This window comes from Sulfurimonas lacustris, from assembly GCF_059705355.1.
The window spans coordinates 2,108,681-2,131,467 of the sequence record NZ_AP046125.1 but is presented as its reverse complement, the minus strand read 5'-3'; the positions used below and the strand labels follow the sequence as shown (position 1 = coordinate 2,131,467).

The 22,787-nt window shown below is 42.7% G+C and carries 26 protein-coding genes; 13 read left to right on the top strand and 13 right to left on the bottom strand.

The features are described 5' to 3' along the window. The first annotated feature begins 65 nt into the window (after window positions 1-65). Window positions 66-1,829 carry a Na/Pi cotransporter family protein gene (locus tag AC6H4V_RS11075; protein ID WP_497606884.1) on the top strand — a complete coding sequence of 588 codons (1,764 nt, stop codon included), beginning with the start codon at window positions 66-68 and terminating at the stop codon, window positions 1,827-1,829. Then, window positions 1,816-2,019 carry a hypothetical protein gene (locus tag AC6H4V_RS11070; RefSeq protein WP_428729055.1) on the top strand — a complete coding sequence of 68 codons (204 nt, stop codon included), beginning with the start codon at window positions 1,816-1,818 and terminating at the stop codon, window positions 2,017-2,019. Before AC6H4V_RS11075 ends, AC6H4V_RS11070 begins: the two co-directional genes overlap by 14 nt. Here the strand turns inward: AC6H4V_RS11070 and AC6H4V_RS11065 are convergent. From AC6H4V_RS11065 to AC6H4V_RS11055, 3 genes are read right to left on the bottom strand one after another with little or no spacing between them, the layout of a single operon-like run. Continuing rightward, complete coding sequence (locus tag AC6H4V_RS11065) at window positions 2,016-4,592, bottom strand: EAL domain-containing protein (RefSeq protein ID WP_497606883.1); 2,577 nt, start codon at window positions 4,590-4,592, stop codon at window positions 2,016-2,018. The two genes, AC6H4V_RS11070 and AC6H4V_RS11065, sit on opposite strands and share 4 nt — an antisense overlap. Before the next feature lie 43 nt (window positions 4,593-4,635). Continuing rightward, window positions 4,636-5,415 carry a CheR family methyltransferase gene (locus tag AC6H4V_RS11060; protein WP_497606882.1) on the bottom strand — a complete coding sequence of 260 codons (780 nt, stop codon included), beginning with the start codon at window positions 5,413-5,415 and terminating at the stop codon, window positions 4,636-4,638. Beyond that, complete coding sequence (locus AC6H4V_RS11055) at window positions 5,415-5,984, bottom strand: chemotaxis protein CheB (protein ID WP_497606881.1); 570 nt, start codon at window positions 5,982-5,984, stop codon at window positions 5,415-5,417. Before AC6H4V_RS11055 ends, AC6H4V_RS11060 begins: the two co-directional genes overlap by 1 nt. 170 nt (window positions 5,985-6,154) lie before the next feature. On the opposite strand from AC6H4V_RS11055, the gene luxS reads away from it, so the two are divergent. The 10 genes from luxS (at window position 6,155) to AC6H4V_RS11005 (ending at window position 10,426) form a co-directional block, all read left to right on the top strand. Further along, window positions 6,155-6,658 carry an S-ribosylhomocysteine lyase gene (gene luxS / locus AC6H4V_RS11050; RefSeq protein WP_497606880.1) on the top strand — a complete coding sequence of 168 codons (504 nt, stop codon included), beginning with the start codon at window positions 6,155-6,157 and terminating at the stop codon, window positions 6,656-6,658. 4 nt (window positions 6,659-6,662) lie between these two features. Further along, the gene (locus AC6H4V_RS11045; protein ID WP_497606879.1) at window positions 6,663-6,965 is read left to right on the top strand and encodes a hypothetical protein; all 303 of its coding nucleotides are present in this window, start codon (window positions 6,663-6,665) and stop codon (window positions 6,963-6,965) included. Continuing rightward, a complete protein-coding gene (locus AC6H4V_RS11040) occupies window positions 6,949-7,449 on the top strand; it encodes a hypothetical protein (RefSeq protein WP_497606878.1) in 501 nt (166 codons plus the stop codon). Before AC6H4V_RS11045 ends, AC6H4V_RS11040 begins: the two co-directional genes overlap by 17 nt. A gap of 31 nt (window positions 7,450-7,480) precedes the next feature. Then, window positions 7,481-7,900 carry a putative toxin-antitoxin system toxin component, PIN family gene (locus tag AC6H4V_RS11035; RefSeq protein WP_497606877.1) on the top strand — a complete coding sequence of 140 codons (420 nt, stop codon included), beginning with the start codon at window positions 7,481-7,483 and terminating at the stop codon, window positions 7,898-7,900. Next, on the top strand, window positions 7,897-8,112 hold the full coding sequence (locus tag AC6H4V_RS11030) for a toxin-antitoxin system HicB family antitoxin (protein ID WP_428729063.1): 216 nt from the start codon (window positions 7,897-7,899) through the stop codon (window positions 8,110-8,112). Before AC6H4V_RS11035 ends, AC6H4V_RS11030 begins: the two co-directional genes overlap by 4 nt. 28 nt (window positions 8,113-8,140) lie before the next feature. After that, complete coding sequence (locus AC6H4V_RS11025) at window positions 8,141-8,899, top strand: tRNA (5-methylaminomethyl-2-thiouridine)(34)-methyltransferase MnmD (protein WP_497606876.1); 759 nt, start codon at window positions 8,141-8,143, stop codon at window positions 8,897-8,899. Between the two features lie 51 nt (window positions 8,900-8,950). Further along, window positions 8,951-9,289, top strand: a complete 339-nt coding sequence (locus AC6H4V_RS11020) for a toxin-antitoxin system TumE family protein (RefSeq protein WP_428729065.1) — start codon at window positions 8,951-8,953, stop codon at window positions 9,287-9,289. Further along, a complete protein-coding gene (locus AC6H4V_RS11015) occupies window positions 9,286-9,654 on the top strand; it encodes an HVO_A0114 family putative DNA-binding protein (RefSeq protein ID WP_497606875.1) in 369 nt (122 codons plus the stop codon). The genes AC6H4V_RS11020 and AC6H4V_RS11015 overlap by 4 nt, the downstream gene beginning before the upstream one ends. 138 nt (window positions 9,655-9,792) lie before the next feature. Next, window positions 9,793-10,089 carry a nucleotidyltransferase family protein gene (locus AC6H4V_RS11010; protein ID WP_497606874.1) on the top strand — a complete coding sequence of 99 codons (297 nt, stop codon included), beginning with the start codon at window positions 9,793-9,795 and terminating at the stop codon, window positions 10,087-10,089. After that, entirely contained in the window at window positions 10,082-10,426 is a 345-nt protein-coding gene (locus tag AC6H4V_RS11005; protein ID WP_497606873.1) for a HepT-like ribonuclease domain-containing protein, read from the top strand. The genes AC6H4V_RS11010 and AC6H4V_RS11005 overlap by 8 nt, the downstream gene beginning before the upstream one ends. 70 nt (window positions 10,427-10,496) lie before the next feature. On the opposite strand, the gene recQ is transcribed toward AC6H4V_RS11005, so the two are convergent. Genes recQ through AC6H4V_RS10955 form a run of 10 tightly spaced genes read right to left on the bottom strand, consistent with a single transcriptional unit; the run spans window position 10,497 to window position 20,807 of the window. After that, window positions 10,497-12,272 carry a DNA helicase RecQ gene (recQ, locus tag AC6H4V_RS11000; RefSeq protein WP_497606872.1) on the bottom strand — a complete coding sequence of 592 codons (1,776 nt, stop codon included), beginning with the start codon at window positions 12,270-12,272 and terminating at the stop codon, window positions 10,497-10,499. Further along, window positions 12,272-12,883 carry a riboflavin synthase gene (ribE, locus tag AC6H4V_RS10995; protein WP_497606871.1) on the bottom strand — a complete coding sequence of 204 codons (612 nt, stop codon included), beginning with the start codon at window positions 12,881-12,883 and terminating at the stop codon, window positions 12,272-12,274. Before ribE ends, recQ begins: the two co-directional genes overlap by 1 nt. A gap of 3 nt (window positions 12,884-12,886) precedes the next feature. Continuing rightward, window positions 12,887-13,162: a type II toxin-antitoxin system RelE/ParE family toxin gene (locus AC6H4V_RS10990; protein ID WP_497606870.1), complete on the bottom strand. Its 276-nt coding sequence runs from the start codon at window positions 13,160-13,162 to the stop codon at window positions 12,887-12,889. Beyond that, a complete protein-coding gene (locus tag AC6H4V_RS10985; RefSeq protein WP_497606869.1) occupies window positions 13,149-13,409 on the bottom strand; it encodes a hypothetical protein in 261 nt (86 codons plus the stop codon). Before AC6H4V_RS10985 ends, AC6H4V_RS10990 begins: the two co-directional genes overlap by 14 nt. Before the next feature lie 33 nt (window positions 13,410-13,442). Continuing rightward, the gene (locus AC6H4V_RS10980; RefSeq protein WP_497606868.1) at window positions 13,443-14,129 is read right to left on the bottom strand and encodes a tetratricopeptide repeat protein; all 687 of its coding nucleotides are present in this window, start codon (window positions 14,127-14,129) and stop codon (window positions 13,443-13,445) included. A 32-nt stretch (window positions 14,130-14,161) separates the two neighbouring features. Then, window positions 14,162-14,938: an HDOD domain-containing protein gene (locus AC6H4V_RS10975; protein WP_497606867.1), complete on the bottom strand. Its 777-nt coding sequence runs from the start codon at window positions 14,936-14,938 to the stop codon at window positions 14,162-14,164. Continuing rightward, a complete protein-coding gene (locus AC6H4V_RS10970; protein WP_497606866.1) occupies window positions 14,931-17,264 on the bottom strand; it encodes an ATP-binding protein in 2,334 nt (777 codons plus the stop codon). The genes AC6H4V_RS10975 and AC6H4V_RS10970 overlap by 8 nt, the downstream gene beginning before the upstream one ends. Before the next feature lies 1 nt (window position 17,265). Beyond that, entirely contained in the window at window positions 17,266-19,344 is a 2,079-nt protein-coding gene (locus AC6H4V_RS10965) for an ATP-binding protein (protein ID WP_497606865.1), read from the bottom strand. A gap of 3 nt (window positions 19,345-19,347) precedes the next feature. Continuing rightward, window positions 19,348-19,707 carry a response regulator gene (locus AC6H4V_RS10960; protein ID WP_497606864.1) on the bottom strand — a complete coding sequence of 120 codons (360 nt, stop codon included), beginning with the start codon at window positions 19,705-19,707 and terminating at the stop codon, window positions 19,348-19,350. Further along, window positions 19,704-20,807 carry an HD domain-containing phosphohydrolase gene (locus tag AC6H4V_RS10955; RefSeq protein WP_428729996.1) on the bottom strand — a complete coding sequence of 368 codons (1,104 nt, stop codon included), beginning with the start codon at window positions 20,805-20,807 and terminating at the stop codon, window positions 19,704-19,706. The genes AC6H4V_RS10960 and AC6H4V_RS10955 overlap by 4 nt, the downstream gene beginning before the upstream one ends. A 101-nt stretch (window positions 20,808-20,908) precedes the next feature. Here AC6H4V_RS10955 and mnmG point away from each other — a divergent pair, with 101 nt between their 5' ends. Then, complete coding sequence (gene mnmG / locus AC6H4V_RS10950) at window positions 20,909-22,786, top strand: tRNA uridine-5-carboxymethylaminomethyl(34) synthesis enzyme MnmG (protein ID WP_497606863.1); 1,878 nt, start codon at window positions 20,909-20,911, stop codon at window positions 22,784-22,786. The last annotated feature ends 1 nt before the right edge of the window (window position 22,787 follow it).

Genomic DNA, 22,787 nt, shown 5'->3' with positions numbered 1-22,787 from the left:
GGGATTGAAAAAAAAGCAAATTTAAAATAAAAAGTAGTAGTATGTTATCTTACAAAAGGTCATCCATGCTAAGAAAATACTATTTCCAATTTTTTTTACTCTCTCTTGCCTTTGTGCTTTTTTATGGGGGGCACTACACCCTCATCATCGCGGGTATTGCTATCTTTTTGGTGGGGATGCTCTTTATGGAAGAGGGTTTTGGGCTCTTTAGCGGTGGAGTGCTTGAGAGCGTGTTGCAGGCAAGTACGGACACGCTTGCAAAAGCCATCGGTACTGGGTTTGTAGCAACTGCTATCATGCAGAGCTCCTCTTTGGTTTCCATTATCGTCATCTCTTTTTTAAGCGCGGAGCTTATCACGCTTAGCGGTGCTATCGGGGTTGTTTTTGGTTCTAACATCGGCTCGACGACCACGGCGTGGATTATCTCTGCTTTTGGTGTTAAGATAGATATTGCTACTTTTGCGATGCCGATGGTTATCTTTGGTGTAGTTTTGAAGTTTGCCCAAAGTAAAAGTTATCAGGGGTTTGGAAAAATTCTGCTTGGGCTTGGTTTTGTCTTTTTGGGTATTGACTACATGAAAGATGGGTTTGAGGTTTTGCAACAGAGGTTTGATATCTCAAAATTCGCTGTTGAGGGCTATCTTGGGGCTTTGGTTTATGTCTCGCTTGGAGTGGTTGCAACTGTGGTTATGCAGTCGAGTGCTGCAACTATGGCGCTTGTCATCACTGCACTTGCAGCCAACCAAATCATCTACATCAACGCGCTTGAACTAGCAATCGGAGCAAATATAGGTACGACGATTACGGCTATTTTGGGTGCGCTCTCCTCCAACCCCAATGGCAAAAGAGTGGCAACGGCGCATCTTATCTTCAACCTTATTACAGCATTTGTTGCACTCTCTCTTTTGTATCCGCTCAGTGATTTTACGAACTTTGTCGCTTCAAAAATCGGCATAGCCCAGAGTGATTATGCGATGAAACTTGCTCTTTTTCACACTCTTTTCAATGTGATGGGCGTGCTTCTTGTCGCTCCTTTTACAAAACAACTTGTCAAGTATCTTGAGACGCTTTTTATCGAAGTCAACATCTACGCACTCAAACCGCTCTATCTTGACAAGGTAGTTATCAACGTTCCCAATGCAGCGATTGAGGCGATAAAAAAGGAGACCATGCGCCTTTATGAGAGTGCGATTGAGGCGATAGCGCACTCTATCTCACTGCATAGACACATCTTTATAAAAAGTCCAGATATCGAAAATGTGGTCAAAAACTCCGAGATTAGCATCAACGCAGACATCGATGAGTTTTATGCCCAAAAGATTAAGTCACTCTACAGCGACATCATTTACTACGCAACGCTCTCGCAGGAGCACATGAGCGTCGAAGAGCAAAACCATGTCTATGAACTAAAACTTGCCTCTCGTGAAATCGTCGAAGCCATCAAAAATATGAGAGATTTGCAAAAAAATATCTTCTACTATGCAAGGTCAAAAAACAGCTATGTCAAAGAGGAGTACAACAACATCCGTATCCAAATCGCCAAAACGATTGACGTCATAGAGAGGCTTAAAGAGCATGTGGATGATCTTGATGTGCTCTCCGCCATTGAACTTTTAAAAGAGAGCACCAAAGCGCTTGATAGCATCAAAAACAGCCGCATCGATGCGCTCATAAGAGAAAACAGAGTGGACTCAAAGATGGCGACCTCACTCATCAACGATAGTGCATTTGCATACGATGTAACACAAAAGTTACTTCAGGCGGCTACAATCTTGTGGATAAAAGACAAAGATATCAGAATTTTAGGAGCAAAAAATGAAGATAGATAAGGTTTTAGAGGGGATAGAAAAGCTCTTTTTTGGCGAAAAAGATGAAGAAAAGCAAGAGAAGATAAAGGAAAAACTCCTCAAAAAGATAGAAGAGACAAAAGAGGAGCTCAAAAATGCTTCATCAGTGCAGGAGCAAGAGAGTCTCAAGGCGAAACTCTCCATCCTCAAAAAGCTCTTAGAGAGGGTTTAGAGGCTCTCTTTGGGCGCGCAAAAGTAGTACCCTTGCGAGTAGTCGATGCCCATCTCTTTGACAATATTTAAAATTGCCTCATTTTCAACAAACTCTGCAACGCTCTTCATGCCCAGTTTCTTCGAAAACTCTACGATAGTCGAGACGACAAGGCGCGCATTTTCATCTTTATCTATGTTTTTGATGAGTGAACCGTCGATTTTGAGAAAATCTGCTTTGAGCTTGATGAGATACTCAAAGTTGCTATAACCCGTTCCAAAATCGTCAATCGCAATCTTGCACTTATACTTTTTGACACGTGTGATAAACTCTAAAACACCTGCAAAATTTTCAATGTATTCTGATTCGACTATCTCAAAAACAACCCGCTCGCCAATCCCGTAGCGCTCTAGCATCGCTAGGATGTAGTTTGAGACATCAGGTTCTAAGATGTCGTTGATGGAGAGATTGATGGAAAAATCCGCCTCGCTCTTCTCAAACATCGCAAAAGCTTGCGCAACAACTGCTTTGGTAATCCCAAAGTACTGTTTGGAGCGTTTTGCTATATCTAAAAAGAAAAAGGGCGATAAAATCTTCTCGCCATCACGCATGCGCACCAAACACTCATACTTTTTATCTTCGTAGTTTTTGTTGTTGATGATGGGCTGGTAGTAGGTGATGATGCCGTTGTCCTTAAGCGCTTGAGCAATCTTTTTTGTCATGACCATGTTTGTTTCATACTGCTTGTTGAGCGAGAACAAAGGGTCGTAGATGAGAAAATCAGCGCCATTTTTCTTTGCGGTTTTAAGTGCCATGTTGGCGTTTGAGAGGATATGCTCCTCCCCCTCAAATGCGATACCGCAACTGCATGAGAGCAAAATCTCCTCATTTTTGAGGCTAAACTTCTCTTTAATCTTAGCAATAATCTCTTTGATGGTAGCGATAAAGAGCTCTCTTTCATAAGAGAGCCCCAAAATAACAAACTCATCTCCTTGAAGTCTGTAAAATTTGAGCTTTGCATCACACGCCGTGTAAGAGTAGATTTTGTTTGCCACGGAGATGATGACAAGATTGCCAAACTGGTGCCCATAAAAGTCATTGAGCTGTCTAAAATCATCAAGATTGAGAATCGCCAAAGAGAGGTCGCTGAGCTCTTGAATGTCGCTTGTAAGCTTCACTCTGTTGTCAAAACCTGTAAGTCTGTCGGTGATAAGCGCATTTTTGATTTCGTTGATGTCTGTTCGTATCCCGATATACTCCACCACCTCGCCCTGCGCGTCAAGGATGGGATGGATGACAGCTTTTACCCAGTAGGAAGAGCCATCTTTGCGAGAGTTAAGAATCTCTCCGTACCAAGGCTGCTTGAGCGTTTTGATGGTGCGCCACATCTCTTTGAACGTCTCTTTTTTCATATCTGGATGTCTGACTTTGTTGTGTGCTTTGCCAAGTAGCTCTTCGCGTGCATAGCCGCTTATCTCGCAAAAAGCGTCATTTGCGTAGGTGATGATACCTTTTGGGTCTGTTTTGGAGACGATAAAGCTTCTATCCACCGCCATCTTGTACTGTTCTAAGAGTGAGAGTGAGTTGGTGTGCTCCTCTTTGAGCGAGTTGGTCGAGAAGAGAATTTTTTTGATGATAAGCACCATAAGAGTGACAAGCGCAGCAATGGTGAGAAGTAAAAAAGATGCGATAAGGAGGATTTTATACAGCGTCATATCTAGCTTGTTGTTGATAGCCCTAGTAACGGTGTTAAAGAGCTCATGTTCTAGCTGTTTGTGTGCGTTGATGGCGAGCGTTGCTTGTTCAAACCAGTGCGTTGGAGTGATGCTCAAATCCGCGCTGTTTTTGTTGCGGTACACATCCTCTACCATTGCAAAGGTCGCTTTTACTGCCTCAGTCGCAAAGTTTTTCTCATAGACACCCATCAAATCCTCTGAAGCTATCTTTTTAAAATCAGCAATACTATGATGGTAAATCTCCAAAAACTTTACAAGTGTGACAAAGGACTCTTCAGTCAGTGTTTTTTGGGTGTAAACCTCATTTAAAAGAGCGCGAATCTGCCCAAGCGACTCTTTGGCAAGAGCTAAAGAGCTGTTTGCTTGAAGGTAGTTTCGGTTCTCTTTGTCCTGCATAAGAGAGGGAATCTCTCTGATAAAGTTGAGAAGTATCTCGATGTTTTGCGTGTAGTAGGCTTTTGCGTCGTTGATTGGGAGTGCCATGAGTTTTTGATTGTCGCGATTTTTCATACGGTCTAAAAATTGGAGTGTATCGCCAAATTGGCATGTGTTGCAGAGTTGAATGACTTTTTGTGCATCAGAGATTGCCTTGTCGGACTCTAGCTTGATGATTTGAAGTTTTTCATTTTGAGGATCGAGGAAATTTCCAGCAATCAACCCCGCCGTTGTTCCGCGCTCTATCTGCATAAAATGAATCGCTCTTGAGATGGCTTCTGCCTCAAGGATGTACTGTTTTGTGAGGTTTAGGTTTTCTTTTTCTTTGAGGATGCCAGAGAGGATCATAAAAGAGAGCACAAGGATAAAAAGAATCGGAAAGATGGCTAAAAAAAGGAGCCTTGATTTAACGTTGGTTTGCACATTTACTCACTTGTTTATTTTAGTTATTATAGCGAATGAACCTTTAAAAAAGGTCGGCGTGACCGAAAAAGATGGCTTGGTTTGCATTTTTGCGTAAACTCTCCAAAATCTCTTTGGATTTGAGTTTTGTCTCTTTGTCAAAGTAGATAAGCATGTTACGGCTGAGTATAAAGTCAAACTTTCCGATGCTCTTAAATGAGGGGTCAAAAAGGTTGAGGACTTTGAGCGAAACTTGCGATTTTACGCTCTCGTGAAGCAGATAAACACTATCTTCTTGCCTAAAATAGCGTTGCAAAACCGCCGCAGAGAGATTTCTGATATTGCGCTCTTTGTAGCGTGCCTCTTTTGCTTTGTTGATGGCATCTTGGTTTATGTCTATCCCCGTGATGTGAAATCTGCTTGGTGCAACACCCGCTTCTAAGAGTGCTATGGCGATGCTGTAAGGCTCTTCTCCCGTCGCACACGGAGCGCATAAAATCTCTGCTCTAGCACCAGAATTTTTTACAAGCGTTACAATTTCTTCTATCTGTTTAAACTCACGGTAAAAAAAGGTCTCATTGGTTGTAAGCGCATCGATAAGTTCTTGTTTGAGCGTTTTGTCAAATGAGACTTTCTCTAAAAGTTTGCCAAATGAGCAGATATCTCGCTGTTTGCAAAAGGTAACAAGCTTGTTTTTGAGGATACTTGTCTGCTTGTCAAAAGTGACACCCGTCTCATTTTTAAAAAATGTTGCAACCGAGGCGATATCATCATATGCTTCAACACAACGCTCTTGTGTGTGGTTTGTTTGTGGCTCTTTTTTTTTGAAAAAATCGAAAAACATTATGTGCAAAACTCCGTTATTTTATTTTTTATCTCATCTGTGTTTAAAATTTCTATGCCCTCTACCTCTTGCCTCGCTCTTGCAGGCATCCCATCAACGATGGCACTTTGAGCCGTTTGCGTGAGTGTTCTTGCCCCTTGAAGTGCCAGCTCTTTACACCCCTGCACCCCGTCATCGCCGATACCCGTAAGGATGACACCGAGTGTTTTAAACCTTTTGGCATAGGGTGTAAATGCGCTAAAGATGGAGTTGATGTCAGGGTTAAAACGGCTCTCTTTTGGTGGCGAGAGATGAAAGACAAGCCCTTCGCGCTCCTCTGTAAGTGTCACAACCCCTTGTGCTACGTAGATGCACCCAGCTTCAAGCACCATTTTGTTCTCTATGATATAAACGCTGTTTGCGCTCTGCTGACTCATCCGCTTAGCAAAACTGCCCAAAAAATCACTCGCCATATGCTGCGCAATGATGATGGTGGTGTGTCTGAGCGAGGGAAGTGCTTTGATGATGCTCTCTATCTGCCCTGGACCACCCGTCGAAGCCCCTATAAGAATAACTCTTCCAACTTCCATTTGCCACCATTGTTTGGATTTGATTTTTCGCATAATTTAAAACTAAGCGAACGATTCTGCAGCGTAGCGAAGCCTTAGAGAGCGTGTTTTAAATTATACGAAAAATTTTTGGTTATTGTAGTCTATTTTTCTAAAAACGATACAATAGCCCAAAAAAATAAGGAAATTTTATGCCGTTACTAGATAGTTTCAAAGTTGACCACACTAAAATGCCAGCCCCTGCCGTGCGCCGTGCAAAAGGGATCAAAACGCCAAAAGGCGATGACATCACCGTTTTTGATTTGCGCTTTGTTGCGCCAAACAAGGAGATTTTATCCTCTGAGGGTATCCACACTTTAGAGCATCTTTTTGCAGGTTTTATGCGAGACCATCTAAATGCGGATGATGTCGAAATCATAGATATTTCGCCGATGGGATGCCGTACAGGCTTTTACATGAGCCTCATCGGTACACCTGATGAGCAAAGAGTGGCGGATGCGTGGAGTGCTTCCATGGAAGATATCCTCAAAGTAAAAGAGCAAAAAGATATCCCCGAACTCAACATTTACCAGTGTGGTACTTGTGCGATGCACTCGTTAGAAGATACCAAAGCCATAGCCTCTAAGGTACTTGAGAGAGGTATCGGCGTGATGGACAACGATGCTCTAGCCCTCGATGAAACAAAGATAGGATAAGCCCATGTATATCTTGATACCGATGGACGACAACGACCTCGAAGAGGCACGCATCACAGCCATAAATGAAGCGACGGTATGGGTGCAACTGCTTGTAGAAGAGGGCAGGGTCGTAGAGACAAACATAAACCAAGATAAAGACGCATTTGAGAACCAAAGCCAGATTTTGGTAGTAAAAAATGACAACGAATATGTCTGGCCATTTATAGAGTTAGGCATGATGGTTTTGGTGGCGCATATCCAAAGAAGCGTCGATGACATAGTCGAGGCATATCTTTTTAGAGAACTTAATGAGCTTAGATACTAAACTCTCCCAGTTTCGGGAGCTTTTTAACCCTTTACCAGGCAACCGCTACCTTGAAGTAACCACCACACCAGATGACATCACAAAACTCTTTAGTGAGATGATGAAGCTTGTCGATGGAGAGTTTCATCTTGCCCTTTATGGTACGCCAAGCGAAAAAGAGTTGGCAGACATCAACGCAAAAGTAGAGCGTGTTTTAGACTTTGCCTCCCCATTCCGTGCCGCCCCAAGAGACCACGACACAGTTCTGCTCAAAGATATATTTGCCGCACACCAAAACAAACCAATGATACTAAAACTCTCATACACAACCCTAGCAAACACCGCAAATATAATCATCATGGAGAAAAAAGGGATGATGAACACGCTTGAAGTGATGCAAATGCTAGAAGAACACGAGTTCCGCTCTCCATCCGCCATAGAAATAGTAGAAGGCTACGACCTTATCGTGGCAAAAAAGATGCATATGTGGGGGAATGGGTTGTAAATTTTGAATGTATATATGCTATCATTTCTTTATGAAAATAGTCATAGATACAAGCGTGTGGATTTCATCTCTTATCACAAAAGAGAGTAAAGCAAGAGAACTTTTAAGATTGGTTTTTCAAGCAAAGCTCTCTCCTCAAATGAGTGAAGCTCTTTTGAGAGAGTATGAGGATGTTATGAAAAGAAAAAAGATTCAAGAATCAACGCCTTTAACGCTACTTGAGCAAAACGAACTCTTTGAGGCATATCTTTCAAGTTGCAGATGGAATGAGATTTACTATCTGTGGAGACCCAATTTAAAAGATGAAAATGATAACTTTGTAGTAGAGCTGGCAGTTGCCAGTGGAGCAGAAGCTATCATCACTTACAATGTTAAAGACTTTCAAAGCGCAGAGTTGATTTTTAAACACAAGATTATAACACCAGAAGATTTTATAAAGGAGATGCCATGAGTACAGTTACACTAAGAATACCGGATTCTAAACATGAAAGATTGAAACAGTATGCCAAAGAGCAAGGAGTGAGCTTAAACAAGCTCTTCGATGAATTTGCTACAGTAGCACTTGCACAGTTCGATGCAAAAACTAGGTTTGAACTTAAAGCTTCCAGAGGCAGTACCCAAAGGGGATTGCAGATTTTAGAGAAGTTAGATAGAGAGTTGTAATCTATAATAAATTTTATAAAATAAGATTATGAATATGTTTAATGATGCTCTACACCTTATGATAAAAAGTGCCGACGGTAGCTATACCGCTTACTCCAAAGAGTACGATGAACATTACCACTCCACAAAAGACGGTGCGCTTTTTGAGTCGCTGAAAAAACATGTTGAGCCTGCTTTTATGGTTAAAAGTGGCGCAAAAAAGATAACGATTTTGGATATCTGTTTTGGGCTTGGGTTTAACACGCTTGCAATGCTTTACCACCGACAAAAAAACGCTCCCGATGTGAAGCTGCGTATCTTTTCGCCTGAGCTTGATAGCTCTTTGGTGGCGGGGCTTTTGGATTTTAGCTATCCAGATGAGTTTGAGGAGTTTTTGCCTATCATCGCCGCACTTGTGAACAACGGGGTTTATGAGGATGATACTACGCACATCGAACTTTTTTTGGGGGATGCAAGAGTTTATGTGAAAGAGTTTGCGCCAAAAACTTTTGATGTGGTTTTTCAAGACGCTTTTTCGCCCGCATCCAACCCTGTTTTATGGACGAGAGAGTATTTTGCGGATATCAAAAATATCATAAAAGATGACGGAGTTCTCACGACATACTCCATCGCACTGCCCACAAGACTGGCTCTTTATGAGAATGGATTTGGGCTTTTCATCAATAGCGGAGAGGGGTTTAGAGATGCAACCATCGCCTCGCCAAGCCTGCTTAATGGGTTTGAGGGAGTAGATATGCAGCATAAGATAAAGTGCAATCCGCTTGTTTGTTCGCTTAGGGATGATTAAGCCGGATGTCAAGAGAATAATATTATCATTAGCTGATAACAAAGGAAATCCGTGAATGATTTAGAAAATCTATTGATGCTTGATGGTGAAGTCTTTCCACTAGATAACGGATGCTGGGTGAAGTTTGAAGCTAAAGAGGTTAAACCATCTAGCGCAGTTCCATACGGGGTTAAATACTCTCTTACGCTTCACGATAAAAGAAATCAAAGAGTGATAGGATATGACAACGCACATAGCTTTAAGCCCACTCAAAAGTACGGAGCTAAAAAAGAGACATATGACCATATTCATAAACAGATGGAAGTCGTATCCTATGAGTTTGAATCAGCATCACAGCTTATAGAGGACTTTTGGAAGAGTGTAGATTATTATTTGGAGAACAACCTATGAATACAAAAACAATCAAAGTCGGCATTATGTCACTATCTGAATATAAAGCAAGAACTATAGCCATAGCAAAAGGCGAGTATAGACCAATGAGCGATGAACCAAAAGTGTGGTTTGAGTCCATCAAATCAATGGCTCAAATCCTCTCAAGCGAGAACCAAGAACTGTTAAAAACTATATTGCAAAAGAGTCCAAAATCACTCAAAGAGCTGGAAGAGCTAACAGGCAGAGCAAAATCAAACCTCTCCAGAACACTTAAGACTTTAGAGAGGTACGGCATAGTAGAACTTCACAAAGAGAACAACGCACTTGTGGCAGAGGTAAAAGCAACTCATTTTCAAGTAGAATTTGGAGTTAATGCAGCATAAAGTGCAATCCGCTTGTTTGTTCGCTTAGGGATTAGCTCAAGATGATGCAAAAAAGTGGCTGGCACAAAACACCGTTGCACAAGGGTCAGGCATTCAATAACATTTTGCTATAATGAAAAAATTTTTATGGAGGCACATATGAATAAAGAACAAATTTTAGATTATTTGAAAAACAAAAAACAATTCCTTCACGAGCAGTTCGGCATAAGCAAGATAGGACTTTTTGGCTCATATGCTAGAGATGAATCAACCAAAAACAGCGATGTTGACATTATTTATGAAATAGATAAAAATAAAAAGTTTTCGATGTTTGCGTATTTGAAGTTAAACAAATATCTCGAAGAACATTTCCATGCGAAAGTTGACCTTGTAAGAGAAGCCACAATCAAAGAGTCGTTAAAAAGCTATATATCAAAAGATGTTATATATGTTTAGTACGAACAGAGATTGGAGGTTGTATGCAAAAGATATTTTACAAGAGTGTGAAAATATCAAAAAGTTTACAAACGGTGTAACATATGAAGAGTTCACGGAAAATTTAGAAAAAGTTTATGCCGTGGCAAAAGCCTTTGAAAATATAGGTGAAGCCGTAAAACAGCTTCCAAAAGAGATTACAAAAGAGTATCCCAATATCCCATGGAGCGAAATCGCTAAGATGAGAGATATCTTAACTCATCACTATTTCGGTTTGGATGATAAAGTTTTATGGGACACACTGGATGAGGATTTTGAACAGTTTTTGCAAACGGTAGAGAAAATATATAAAAGTTAATTGAAGTTTTCTTCCCGTCTTGGTGGCTTAATGCAGCATAAGATAAAGTGCAATCCGCTTGTTTGTTCGCTTATGGATTGATAACCGCCAAAAACGCCTCCCCAAACTGTTCAAACTTCTTCTCCCCGACACCGCTTACCTCAAGCATGCTCTCTTTGTCATGCGGTTTTGCGGCGGCGATGTTTTTAAGCACTTTGTCGGAGAAGATGATGTAAGCGGGGACTTTGAGTTGGGCTGCTAGTGAGGCTCTTAGCGTGCGTAACTGCTCGAAGAGTTCTGTGTCCACATCGTCTCTTGATTCTTGTTTTACTTTCTTCTCTTTCACATTTATCTCTAGGCGTGAGGCTTTGATAAATAGCTCTTTTTTGCCTCTTAAAATCTCTGCCGCCTCTTGCGTGAGTTTGAGTGTGCTAAACTCTCCCAGAAGCAAAATCTTCAGTTCTAAAAGCCGCTCCAAGATAACAAACCACTCTTTTTTTGCGAGATGTACGCCGATGCCATAGACGGAGAGATTATCGGCACCGTTGTTTAGGAGTTTTTGCTCTTTTGAGCCTCTAAGTATGTCGATGATGTAGTTTTTGCCGAAATTTTGCTCTGTTTTATATACTGTGCTTAGAAGCATTTGCGCCTCTTTGGTTATGTTTTGTCTCTTCTCGTCTGAGTTTAGGCAGTTGTCGCATCTGTTAATGCACTCATCGATAGTGTCGTCGAAAAATGCGGCGATTTGCTGGTGAAAACAGACCTCGCTTGTGGCGTATTTGTAGAGCGTGTCAATTTTTTGGCTTAGATGCTCTTTGTACTCACTCTGGGTCAGCTCCTCCAAAAACTTTTTGTGTTGCGCCATATCGCCTGCATTGAAGAGCAAAAGTGCCTCCGCATCCTCGCCGTCTCGTCCCGCTCTTCCTATCTCTTGATAGTAGTTTTCGAGCGATTTTGGAAGCGACATATGCACTACAAAACGGATGTCGCTCTTGTCTATGCCCATGCCAAATGCGATGGTGGCTACCATGATGTTTACTTTGTCATTGACGAAAATCTTAAAATTTTGCTCTCGCACATGTTGCGGTAGTCCCGCATGATAGGGAAGTGAGCGGTAACCGTTGGAGTTGAGATAGCTGCTTAACTCCTCCGCCTTTTTGCGTGAACTCACATAGATAATCCCGCTCTCGCCCTTGTAGCGGTGCAAAAATGCTTTGAGTTGCAGATGCCCGTTGCTCACTCTTCTTTGCGCTGAGATAAAGATGTTTTTGCGGAAGATTTTGCCTTTTAAGAGGAGCGGATTTTCAAGGCGCAACTCCCGTAAAATATCCTCCGTAACATGCCCGGTTGAAGTCGCTGTAAAGGCGCAGATGGGCGTGTGCGGGAAGTTTGAGCGCAACATGCCCAATGCTCTGTAGTCATCCCTAAACTCATGCCCCCACTGTGAGATACAGTGCGCCTCGTCGATGACAAAAAAGTTGATGTTAAGCCCACGCAGTAGCGTAATCGTCGCTTGGTTGTTTAGCCGCTCTGGAGAGAGATATAAAAACTTTAGCGCACCGACAGAAGCCCTTTGGATGATGCTCTCTACCTCTTCACGGTTTTGCGCAGAGCTTATCATGTCGGCACTGATCTGCTGTGCTTTGAGTGCGGCTACTTGGTCTTGCATAAGAGCGATAAGCGGAGAGACGACGATGGTTATGCCATCCATCATAAGCGTGGGAAGCTGATAAACAAGCGATTTACCGCCACCAGTGGGGAGGATCATAAGCAAATCACGCCCGCTTAAAACCGCATCCACCCCCTCTTCTTGAAGCTCCCGAAAACTGTTATGCCCAAAGTAGTGTTTGAGCGATTTTAGTTTCATCAGTAATGTGCCAAAATAGTATCGACTTCATCCCATGAGAGCGTGCTTTTTTTGTGCGCTAAGATGTGCGCAACATACCTTGCGAACATATCGGTCTCTATATTTACCCGTGAACCTTTTTTGTAGTTTTTAAAGAGTGTCTCACGCATAGTGTGGGGAATGATGGTAAGACGGAAACTCTCCTCGAACACCTCATTTACGGTTAAACTCACTCCATCTACCGTTATAGAACCTTTAGGGATGACATAAGGTATAAACTTTTTCTCGATTTTTATAAAAACATCAAAAGAGTTGCCGTTATTTTTTATGCTCTCCACCACACCGATAGCGTCCACATGCCCCTGCACGACATGCCCCTCAAACCTGTCTCCCATCATCATGGCAGGCTCGATATGTACCTCGCCCTTATAGTTCTCCATAGCTAGATGCTTTTGGCTCTCGGGAGAGAGTTCCACGCTAAAACCATCACTCGTAACGCTTATGACAGTAAGACAAGCCCCGTTTATCGCTATAGAATCCCCCAGCTTTGCTTTATGCTTTGCACGCACACTAAGTGTACTTCCAGCCAAACTTTTAACATGCGCTATCTCTCTAATTAGTCCTGTGAACATTTTTTATCTCTCTTGATTGCTTTTGAAAATATTTAAGATGACTATTTTTTCATCTTCTACCAAATAAGGTATGCAGTACCCTTTATAGACCAAATCCCTGATATTTGCATCGGCATGATAGAGCGACTTTCTAAACTTAAGAGGCATAAACTTCAAATCATCTATTTTTTTATTGAGTTCACTGTTGAAGAGCAAAGCTTGTTGCAGACTATCTTGTGCAATAAACTCTAAGGTAAATTGGAGTGAGGTTAAAAATTTTCTCTCTTTAACTATTTGCATATTTTTCTTTGAGTTGAGACAAAAACAAGTTCATCTCCTCATCATATTTTTTCTCATCTAGCAGTTCTGCATTACCGCTTTTATACTCCATTACCTGCTTTGTCAAAGTCTCTTTGTCTTTTTGAAATTGCACATCAAAACTATTGCTCTCAAAAGATGTTACATCTATCTCGTTTTTAAAACTACTTAAATAGTTAAGAATCTTATGAGCGATTGAAGAGTCGTTGACATTAATAGCTATCTGCATAATTTCCCCTTTTTTTATAAAATTGTACCACACCTAAAAAACAATCTTGCCCTCTTCTTGAAGCCATCTTATAATCTCTTTTGCTTTTGCATGCCCTTTAAAAGCGGCTTTGCGGCACTGCTCTAGTGCCATGTCGTGGTCTTGCTCGCACCCTATACCTTGGTCGTACAAAAGTCCCAGATTGTAAAGCCCCTCGGCAAGACCGCCATCAGCGGCTCTTTTGAAGCAGATAAAACATCGCTTCTCATCCATGCTTACGCCATGCCCCTCTTTGTAGAGAACGCCTAGATTGTTGAAACACTCTAAGTTGCCTCTTTTTGCTCCCTCTTCGTACCAAAAAGCGGCTTCGGAGAAGTTTTGCAGACATCCTAAACCACGCTCAAGCATAAGAGCTACTTCGTACATTGCTCTGGGAACTTCACGGATTGCCGCCTCCATAAAGAGCTCATGCGCCCTAAACTGGTCATGTTCCACGCCGCTAAATCCGTTCATATATAAAATAGCAAGATTATAAAGCGCGTAGGGCTGTTTTAACTCCGCCGCTCTCTCATAAAGTGCCAACGCTTTTGCATCGTCTTGTGCGCATCCTTGCGCGTTTTGGTACATGTAACCAAGTGAGGTCATTGCATCGGCATTGCCTTCGTTTGCGAGTTGTGTGTAGAGCTCAAAAGCAGCCCTGAAATCTTTGCTGTTATATGCGTTATGTGCTTGTTGTAACATTGTTGTAAAACCTATTTTTTTGCAAATGATACTTAAATATTTTTAATTTTTTCAACACTTTGTAAAAATGCATCCCCGTAAAGTTGGTGTATGTCTAAAAACTCTTTGGCTTTGGCTATCTCATCCGCGTCAAAAATATTTTTTGTGTTAATGGCTATTTGCAGGGCGTGGAGTATCTTTGCATCACTACTTTGAGGGTTGGTGACGCTGCCAATGAGTGCGCAAAAAGCATCATCAAATTGCCACTGCGAAAAAAGAGCAGAAGCGACACTGTAGCTCTGCACACCGAAAAGTTCCATCTCCGCCTCTTCTTGCGACTTGATTTGGCAAAGAGCAACAAACTCTACTTTAAGATTGTTTTTCGCTATCTCATGTGCTATAACTATCTTACCGCTCTCCATCAAAAAAGCCGCTAAAGAGAGTGATTGGGTATCTATGTCTGTGTTTTGGAGCCACTCTTTGAGCAGTTTGACTCTTAAGATGGAGATAGTCTCAAACTGCGCTACCGTGATGCCATAAACAGAGAGATCAAGAGGAAATGATTTTTTCAAAATGGTCGCCAAGATAATGCCGCGTATAACCGTTGTGCCAAGAAGCATGACGGCGCCATTTATGGAGGAGACCTTTGCACTTAGCCCATAATAGGGCGAGTTGACAAGTTTTAAGATATTTGCCGCCAAAAGAGGCTCGCTCTCTAAAAGCGCTACAAGAGTTGGTATCGCAACGCTCTGTGAAGCATACATTTTTTGTATCTTTTGCACCGAAGCGGGCAGATTTGGAAATGTCTCAGGAATGCTCACGCTACTCATGCATTTCCCCCGTGATAGCATCACAAATGAGCGCGGCATTTTTTTTGTTAAAGACCCCGATGATGTTTTGGGACTCTTGAAGATGCTCGACTATCTTAAAATCATCCTCTGCGGAGATGATGTAAGCGGGTGTCTCTATCTGTTTGCTCTCCATAAAAAAGAGAACCTCAGAGCAGATGCCATCGATGAGAAAGAAATCAAGAATGATTTTGTCATAAGTGTTTTTCTCTAAAAGCTCTTTTGCTTTGTTGATGGAGTTTGTGACGGTGATATTGAAGTGTCTATCAAGCTTCTCTACCAAAATCTTGACATACTCTGGGCTATCTTCTACGATGAGGAGCTTCTCTTTGTTCTCCCCTTTTGCAGGAAACATCTCAACAGTCGTCATATCGTTTTTGACAGGGATACTGATATAAAAACTGCTTCCAACACCAAGTTCGCTCTCCACCCAAATGCGCCCGCCATGCAAATCTTCGATGATGCGTTTGCTTATCGCAAGTCCGAGACCTGTTCCTTTTGAAGCGCTTTGGAGATGGTTGTCTATCTGTGTAAATGGCGTAAAGAGCTCTGCGAGAGACTCTTTGCTCATACCTACACCCGTATCGCTCACCCAAAGAACATATTCGCCGCGAGTGCCCTCAAAAAGCACGCTGAGCGTCACCGTGCCATGCTCAGGGGTAAATTTGATAGCGTTTGAGAGGATGTTGATAAGCACCTGTTTGATAAGTTGGGCATCCATGAAAAGTGTTAAAGAGATGTCTGATGGGAGTGTGAGCGCGATTTTTTTTGCCTCGGCAAGCGGTGAGGTAATCACTGAAACCTCATGGATGATGTCCGAGAAGAGCGACATTTTCGGGCGGTACGATATCTTTCCGGCTTCAAGTTTTGCAAAATCGAGAATCGTATTGACCAAAGAGAGCAAGTTATTTCCCGCAATGGCGATTTTTTCTATGTAAGAGCGTAGATTTTGTGGTATCTCTTGCCTTGTTTGTAAGATTTGTGAAAAACCGATAATCGCGTTGAGCGGTGTGCGAAGTTCATGTGACATGTTTGCCAAAAAGATATCTTTAGAGCGGTTTGCCGCTTCTGCTTTGTCGGCAAGAAGAGTAAGGTTATACTCCTTTTCTCTGTTGGTAAGCGTCATCTTTAAAATCTCTAAAAAGATGCGCAATGTGTCAAAAATAAAGGCTTTGTAAGGTATCTCTTTGACGCGTAAAGAGATCGTAATGGTGGCATTGTTGAAAAAAATCTGCTCTGAGATATCCCACGCCTCACTCTTTTTCTCTTGTGAAACGCTGTAAGAAGAAATCGCCCATGAGAGAGAGTTTTTAAGAGACTCTTTAAGGATGTTTTCTAAAAAAAGCACCATCTCTTCGGGTTTTCTAAAAGGGATAAACTTCGCTTCATTGAGCATATAGCCATATTTTTGGATAAAGCGCATACCGGCGTTGACAGCTAAAAAAGCCAAAGAGGAGGTGTGTTCAAAAGGTTTGCTGATAGCTTCAAAGAGCTTCTCAGAGCTCTCATGAAGCACTTGAAGATGGGACTGTTGCATCGCAAGCGTCTCATTTTGGCTAAGGGAGCGACAGAGTGCTTCTACATGTTTGTGGTAGTCGTTGTGCCGCGCATCAATGGCTACGATGTCCACGCTAAACTCATCGATTTGAGGGGCGAGTGCTTTGACGCGCGCGAGTGTTTCGTGGAACTGGCACGAGAGAACATCCAAGGAGGGCAATTTAGGGGAGTTGTTGTGTAAAAGAGTACCGTTTTCATACGCATCAAGCAAAAAAGCCTGTTTGTTTTTATGGATAGAGAGCATTTCAAAGAGAGATTCCAACGCTTCGATAAGGGTGTTTTTAGAGTTCTCAGAGAGATAAGCGCTCTCTTTTTGATACTCCTTTTGCATCACAAACTCAGCAATATGGAAAAATTTCAGCATTGTTTTGAGCTGCCTTTGAAGCGGAAGGTTTACCGATGCGATATCGACGACGGTTTGCGTAGTTATCTCAAATGCAGAGGCGATGATGTAGGGGTTGAGCCTCACAGGTGAGTCTTTGTACGCTTGTGCGATTTTTTCAAGAAGTTTGGTATCAAAGTCATCATTAAAAAGCGAGACGATAAACTCCGCTCTCATGCGCTTAAGGCGCGGAAGCTCTTGCATGGTAACATGCCCCGCAAAATCTGGGTTCGATAAAAAGTAGTCATAAAATTTATCAACCATCAAAGAGGAGAGAGACTCTATGTACAAACCCACCGCCTTTCTCTCTGAGAGAACCTGCTCTGTGATGTTGAAACTTTTTGTGATGTACTGAAGTGTGGTATGCATTTTATTCCTTATGTGTGGGGAGAGAGATGCAAAAGCAGCTCCCTTTGTTTGGGGTGCTTTGTACGTCTATGGTTCCGCCATGAAGCGCTACGATTTTTTGCGAGATGGCTAGACCCAAACCTGTTCCTTTGATGGCTTGATTTTGATGCTCTTTTATCTGTGAGAAGGGCTCAAAAAGCAGGCTAATTTGCTCTTGTGTAAGCCCCACGCCCTCATCGCAGATAGTAAGAAGATGGTTTGATTCTTGCAGTTTGTAGCTGATGGTGATGGTCGTATGTGCCGCTGAAAACTTGATGGCATTGGAGAGGATGTTGATGCATACCTGTTTGAAGAGCTGCTCATCGGCTCTTAGAGTACCCTCAAGACCCTCTTGAGAGAGTGCGATGCTCTTTTTTGCCGCTTCACCCTCAACAAGCAGAAGTACCTTTTGCATAAAAGTCTCAAGCGCAAACTCCTTGATGTGTAGCTCCATTTTGCCAGAATCGATTTTTGAAAAGTCCAAGATAGTGTTGACAAGCCCCAGAAGATGCACGCCTGAGAGGTGGATTTTTTCGATGTACTCGTTGCGCTTTTGCTCTGGTAAATCGCTCTTTGCTTTGATGATTTGTGAAAAACCTATAACAGCGTTGAGCGGTGTACGCAGCTCATGGCTCATGGTGTCCAAAAACGCACTCTTTGCTCTTTGTGCGCCAAGGGCCGCCTCTTTTGCGTTTTCTATCTCTGTGATGTCGATGCGTATCCCGATATACTCGACGACATTGCCGTTTTTGTCGAGAATGGGGTTAATGACTGCTTTTGTCCAGTAGCTCTCTTTTGTTTTGGAGAGATTTTGTATCTCCCCAAACCACGGCTCTTTGCGCTCTTTGATGGTATGCCACATCTCTTTAAAAAGTGCTTTTGGGGTGGTGGGGTGTCTGATGATTTTGTGCGATTTGCCAATCACTTCTTCTCGCGAAAAACCAGAGATTTTGCAAAACTCATCATTGACATAGGTGATGTTGCCATGTGCGTTGGTTTTTGAGACGATAAAGCTTCTATCAACCGCTGATTTGTACTGCTCCAAAAGAGCCAAAGAGTCAAAATGCTCCTCGCTTAGTGCATTTGCGGAAGATAAAATCTTCTTTACTAAGGTAATGATAGTTGCGATGAGAAGGGCACAGAAGAGCAACAACAGTGTAGCGATGATGGTGAGTTGGTAGATGATCGCCTGAAGCTCACTTGCCACAAGCCCAGCGACATGTGCAAAGAGTGCATCTTCCATTTTTTTGAAAAAGTCTATCGTGCGGGTTGCCTCCTCAAACCATGCATCAGGCATAAGTGTGAGATGTTTTTGAGCAAGAGCCTCTTGGATAATCGCAAATGTTTTTTCTACCTTTGCATCTTGAAGATTTGCTTCAAAAGAGTTTAAAAACTCCTTAGGAACACTGTTTTTAAAACGCTCTAGCTCTGTGTTGTAAATCTTAAGCGACTCTTGAATGGTTATCTGCTCTCTTTGCTCAAATGCATCGTTGATAAAGCTTTGGTTGAGTGTCGCTCGGATGATGCCAAGTGCCTCTTTTGCTGTTGCAAGATAGACAAATGCCTGCATAAAGTTACGGTTTTGTCTCTCATCCATAAGAGTAGGGATGGTAGAAGCGTAGGTAAGGAGCATGGCGATTTTGTGTGAGTAGTGCTCTTTGAGTGCATAGGGTGTTGTTTTTGCTAAATCCAAAAGTTCCCGCTCTCTTTTTATGACCTCTAAGAGTGTGAGGATAGCGCCGTTTTTGTCGTTTTTTTCATAGGCTTTGAGTGCTTCTTCTATGGATGCACTTAGCTCTTTGCGCGCATTTTCGAGTTGATGCTCTTTTTGCGTAAAATCCTTTTTCGTTGCATACCCGATGCTCAGTCCACGCTCAAGCTGCATAAAGTGAACAACACGCGAGATGGCTTGGAGCTCAAAAATATACTTTTTTGTTAGTTCAAAATTTCTTTTATCTTCCATAGTGTGCGAGAGAATCAAAAAAAAGAGAACAAGCAGTAAAACTATGGGAACGGTAGAGAGAAAAAGAAGTTTAGACTTTATATGGTGCAGTTGTATCATACGTTAGAGTGATGCGCCAAGGACTCTTTGGAGCTCTGTGATATCGATAGGTTTTGAGATATAGTCATCAAACCCTGCCATCAAAATTTTCTCTTTATCGCCTTGAATCGCAAAAGCAGTAACCGCGATAGTGGGTGTTGTAAGCCCGAGCTCCCCTTTTATCTTCTTGATAAGCCCATACCCATCCATCACGGGCATATTGATATCGCTAAGTATAAGTGTAAAACTCTCGCTTTGAAGCAGCGCATACGCCTCTTGTCCATTGGTCGCCGTGACTATCTCTGCATCTGGATAAAAAATCTTTATCATCTCTTCAAGCACGATGAGATTAAACATCTCATCTTCTACAAGCAAACATCTCATCTATACTCCTCAAGCAGACCTAAGAGATGAGGTACTATCTCCTTGTCCGCATACTCTTTTTGGATTTCTAAAAATTGTGAAATATTTTGCAAAAAAAGATCAAGCAGATGCGGGTCAAAATGCGTTCCACGCCCCTCTTGCATGATTTTGAGCGCAACTTCAAGAGGAAATGCATCTTTGTAAACCCTCTTTGAAGAGAGCGCATCAAAAACATCGACAATGGCAACGATTTTTGCATAGACACTTATGGCATCTCCCTTAAGCCCCCTTGGATACCCCATGCCATCATACCTCTCGTGGTGCTCATGTGCGATGACTCTTCCCATCTCGATAACTGGGTATTTTTCTGCACCCTCAAGCATCTTTGCGCCAATACTCGCATGCTCTTTCATAACGCGAAACTCATGCTCTTCAAGTTTTCCATTTTTGAGAAGTATGGCATCTGGAATCCCGATTTTGCCTATATCGTGGAGTGGGGAAGCATAGAGAAGCAGTCGTTCCTCCTCCTCGCTCATCCCACACAAACGCCCAAGGAGTGCCGAGTAACGGCTGATGCGTTTGATATGCATCCCCGTCTCCAAATCTCGATACTCACTCACAAGCCCAAGTCTAAGCGATATCTCATACTCCGTCTCTTGCGCAAACTCCAAAGCACGCTCAAGCTCTCGCGTTCTTTGTTTGACTGCCTCATCTAAAGAAGCGTTGAGTTTTTCAAGCTCTCTTTGGTTTTTGTAGAGCGAGACGGCGTTGAAAGTACGTAGTTTTAACTCATTCGTATCGACGGGTTTTGCTAAAAAGTCATTTGCTCCAAGCGCAAGCGCACGGTTTTTCTCTTCAGAGTTTGCAGTGATAACGATAACAGGAATTTTTGCAAGAAGTGCATCGTTTTTAAGGATGCCAAGGAGCTCTAGTCCATCCATCACAGGCATTCTAAGATCCAAAAGGATGACGTGTGGTTCTATATGTTGGAGTTTTTCAAGCGCATCACGCCCATGAACCGCCTTGATGAGCGCAATCTCTGGAGCGTCCATAAAAGTGAGTTCTATAAGGTCGAGATTAAAGGGCTCATCATCAACGGCAAGAATGGTAGTAGTTTGCATTTGCTCAACTTTGTAAAAATTTTCTACTCATTCTAATAAAAGTTAGATTAATTTCATATCAAACACCCTATAATTGCAAAAATCCTTTCATTGGAAAAAGTATGAATTATGATGTAATAGTAATCGGTGGCGGTCACGCAGGAGTAGAAGCTTCTCTTGCATGTGCGAGGATGGGTAACAAAACTCTGCTCATCTCTATGCTCGCCGAAAATGTCGGCGCAACAAGCTGTAACCCTGCAATCGGTGGTTTGGCAAAGGGACATTTAGTCAGAGAGATTGACGCGCTCGGCGGAGAGATGGCACTCATTACCGATGAAGCGGGCATCCAGTTTCGTATCCTCAATGAGACAAAAGGTCCTGCCGTGCGTGGAAGCCGTGCGCAGATAGATATGGACAGATACCGTGTCATCGCTAGAAACACCATCCTTACCACGCCAAACCTTGATTTGGTTCAGGAGATGGCGGAGTCGCTCATCGTGGAAGATGGCGAAGTCAAGGGCGTAAAAAGCAACCTTTTAAATGAGTACAGAGCCAAAAAAGTCATCATCACAAGCGGTACATTTTTGCGGGGTGTTTTGCACGTCGGTGAGATAAAGCAAGTCGGTGGACGCTTTGGCGAACAGAGCAGCGAGGGACTAAGCCACGCCCTTAGAGCATGCGGTTTAGAGATGGGAAGACTCAAAACCGGTACATGTGCAAGGATTGACGCCTCTTCCATCGACTTCTCCGTTATGGAGAAGCAAGACGGCGATGCCACTCCAAGCCCTTTTAGTTTTCGCACAGACCGTGATGCGTTTAGAAAAACCAAAAAACAAGTTCCATGCTACATCGCTTACACCAACGAAACAACGCACAACATCATCGAGAGCAACTTCTACCGCGCACCGCTCTTTACGGGGCAAATCGAGGGAACAGGACCTCGTTACTGCCCAAGTATCGAGGACAAAATCAACCGTTTCCGTGACAGAGAGAGACATCACCTCTTCATAGAGCCGCAAACTTTTGAAAACACAGAGTGCTATATCAACGGCATGAGTACCTCCCTTCCACCCGATGTACAACAGCAGATGATTCACTCCGTCCATGGCATGGAAAATGCCAAAATCGTGCGTTACGGCTATGCTATCGAGTATGATTTTGTTGACCCAAGAGAACTCAAACACTCACTGGAGACCAAAAAGATAAAAGGGCTTTATCTCGCAGGACAGATTAACGGTACGACAGGCTATGAAGAGGCAGCCGCTCAGGGACTTATGGCAGGCATCAACGCCTCTTTGAGCATCCAAAACAAAGAGCCGCTTGTTTTGCGCCGAGATGAGGCGTACATCGGCGTTTTGATAGACGATTTGGTAACCAAAGGGACAAAAGAGCCATACCGCATGTTTACATCCCGTGCCGAGTACAGACTTCTTTTGCGTGAAGAGTCCGCTGATGTAAGATTGAGCCGCTACGGACATGCAGTAGGGCTTATCGATGATGCTCTTTATGAAAAAGTGAAAGAAAAAAAGATGCAGATAGAGGAGGGGCTTCAACTCCTCCAAGAGAAAATCTTTACTCCAAACAAAGAGTTTTTGGCGTTTTTAGAGAGTATAGATGAAGAGAAAATCAGTGATTCACTCTCCGCACAGCAGCTTGTCTCACGCAAAAGTGTGGATGAAGCAAAGATGCTCCTCATCGCCCCAGAGCTCGCAAAGTACGCGCCTTACATCCTTGAGGAGATTTTAGTAGAGGCAAAGTATGCGCGTTATGTACAAAAACAGAGCCAAGAGATAGAGAAGATGAAGAAGTATCTTAAAGTAGAAATCCCGGAAAATTTCAACTTCAAAGGCATTAGCGGACTAAGCAAAGAGATAGTAGAGAAGCTTGAGAAGTTCAACCCGCCAACACTCCAAGCGGCATCGCAGATAAGCGGTATCACACCCGCCGCGATTGAGATTTTACATATCTACATCAAAATAAGTCAAAAAAAGAGAGGATAAA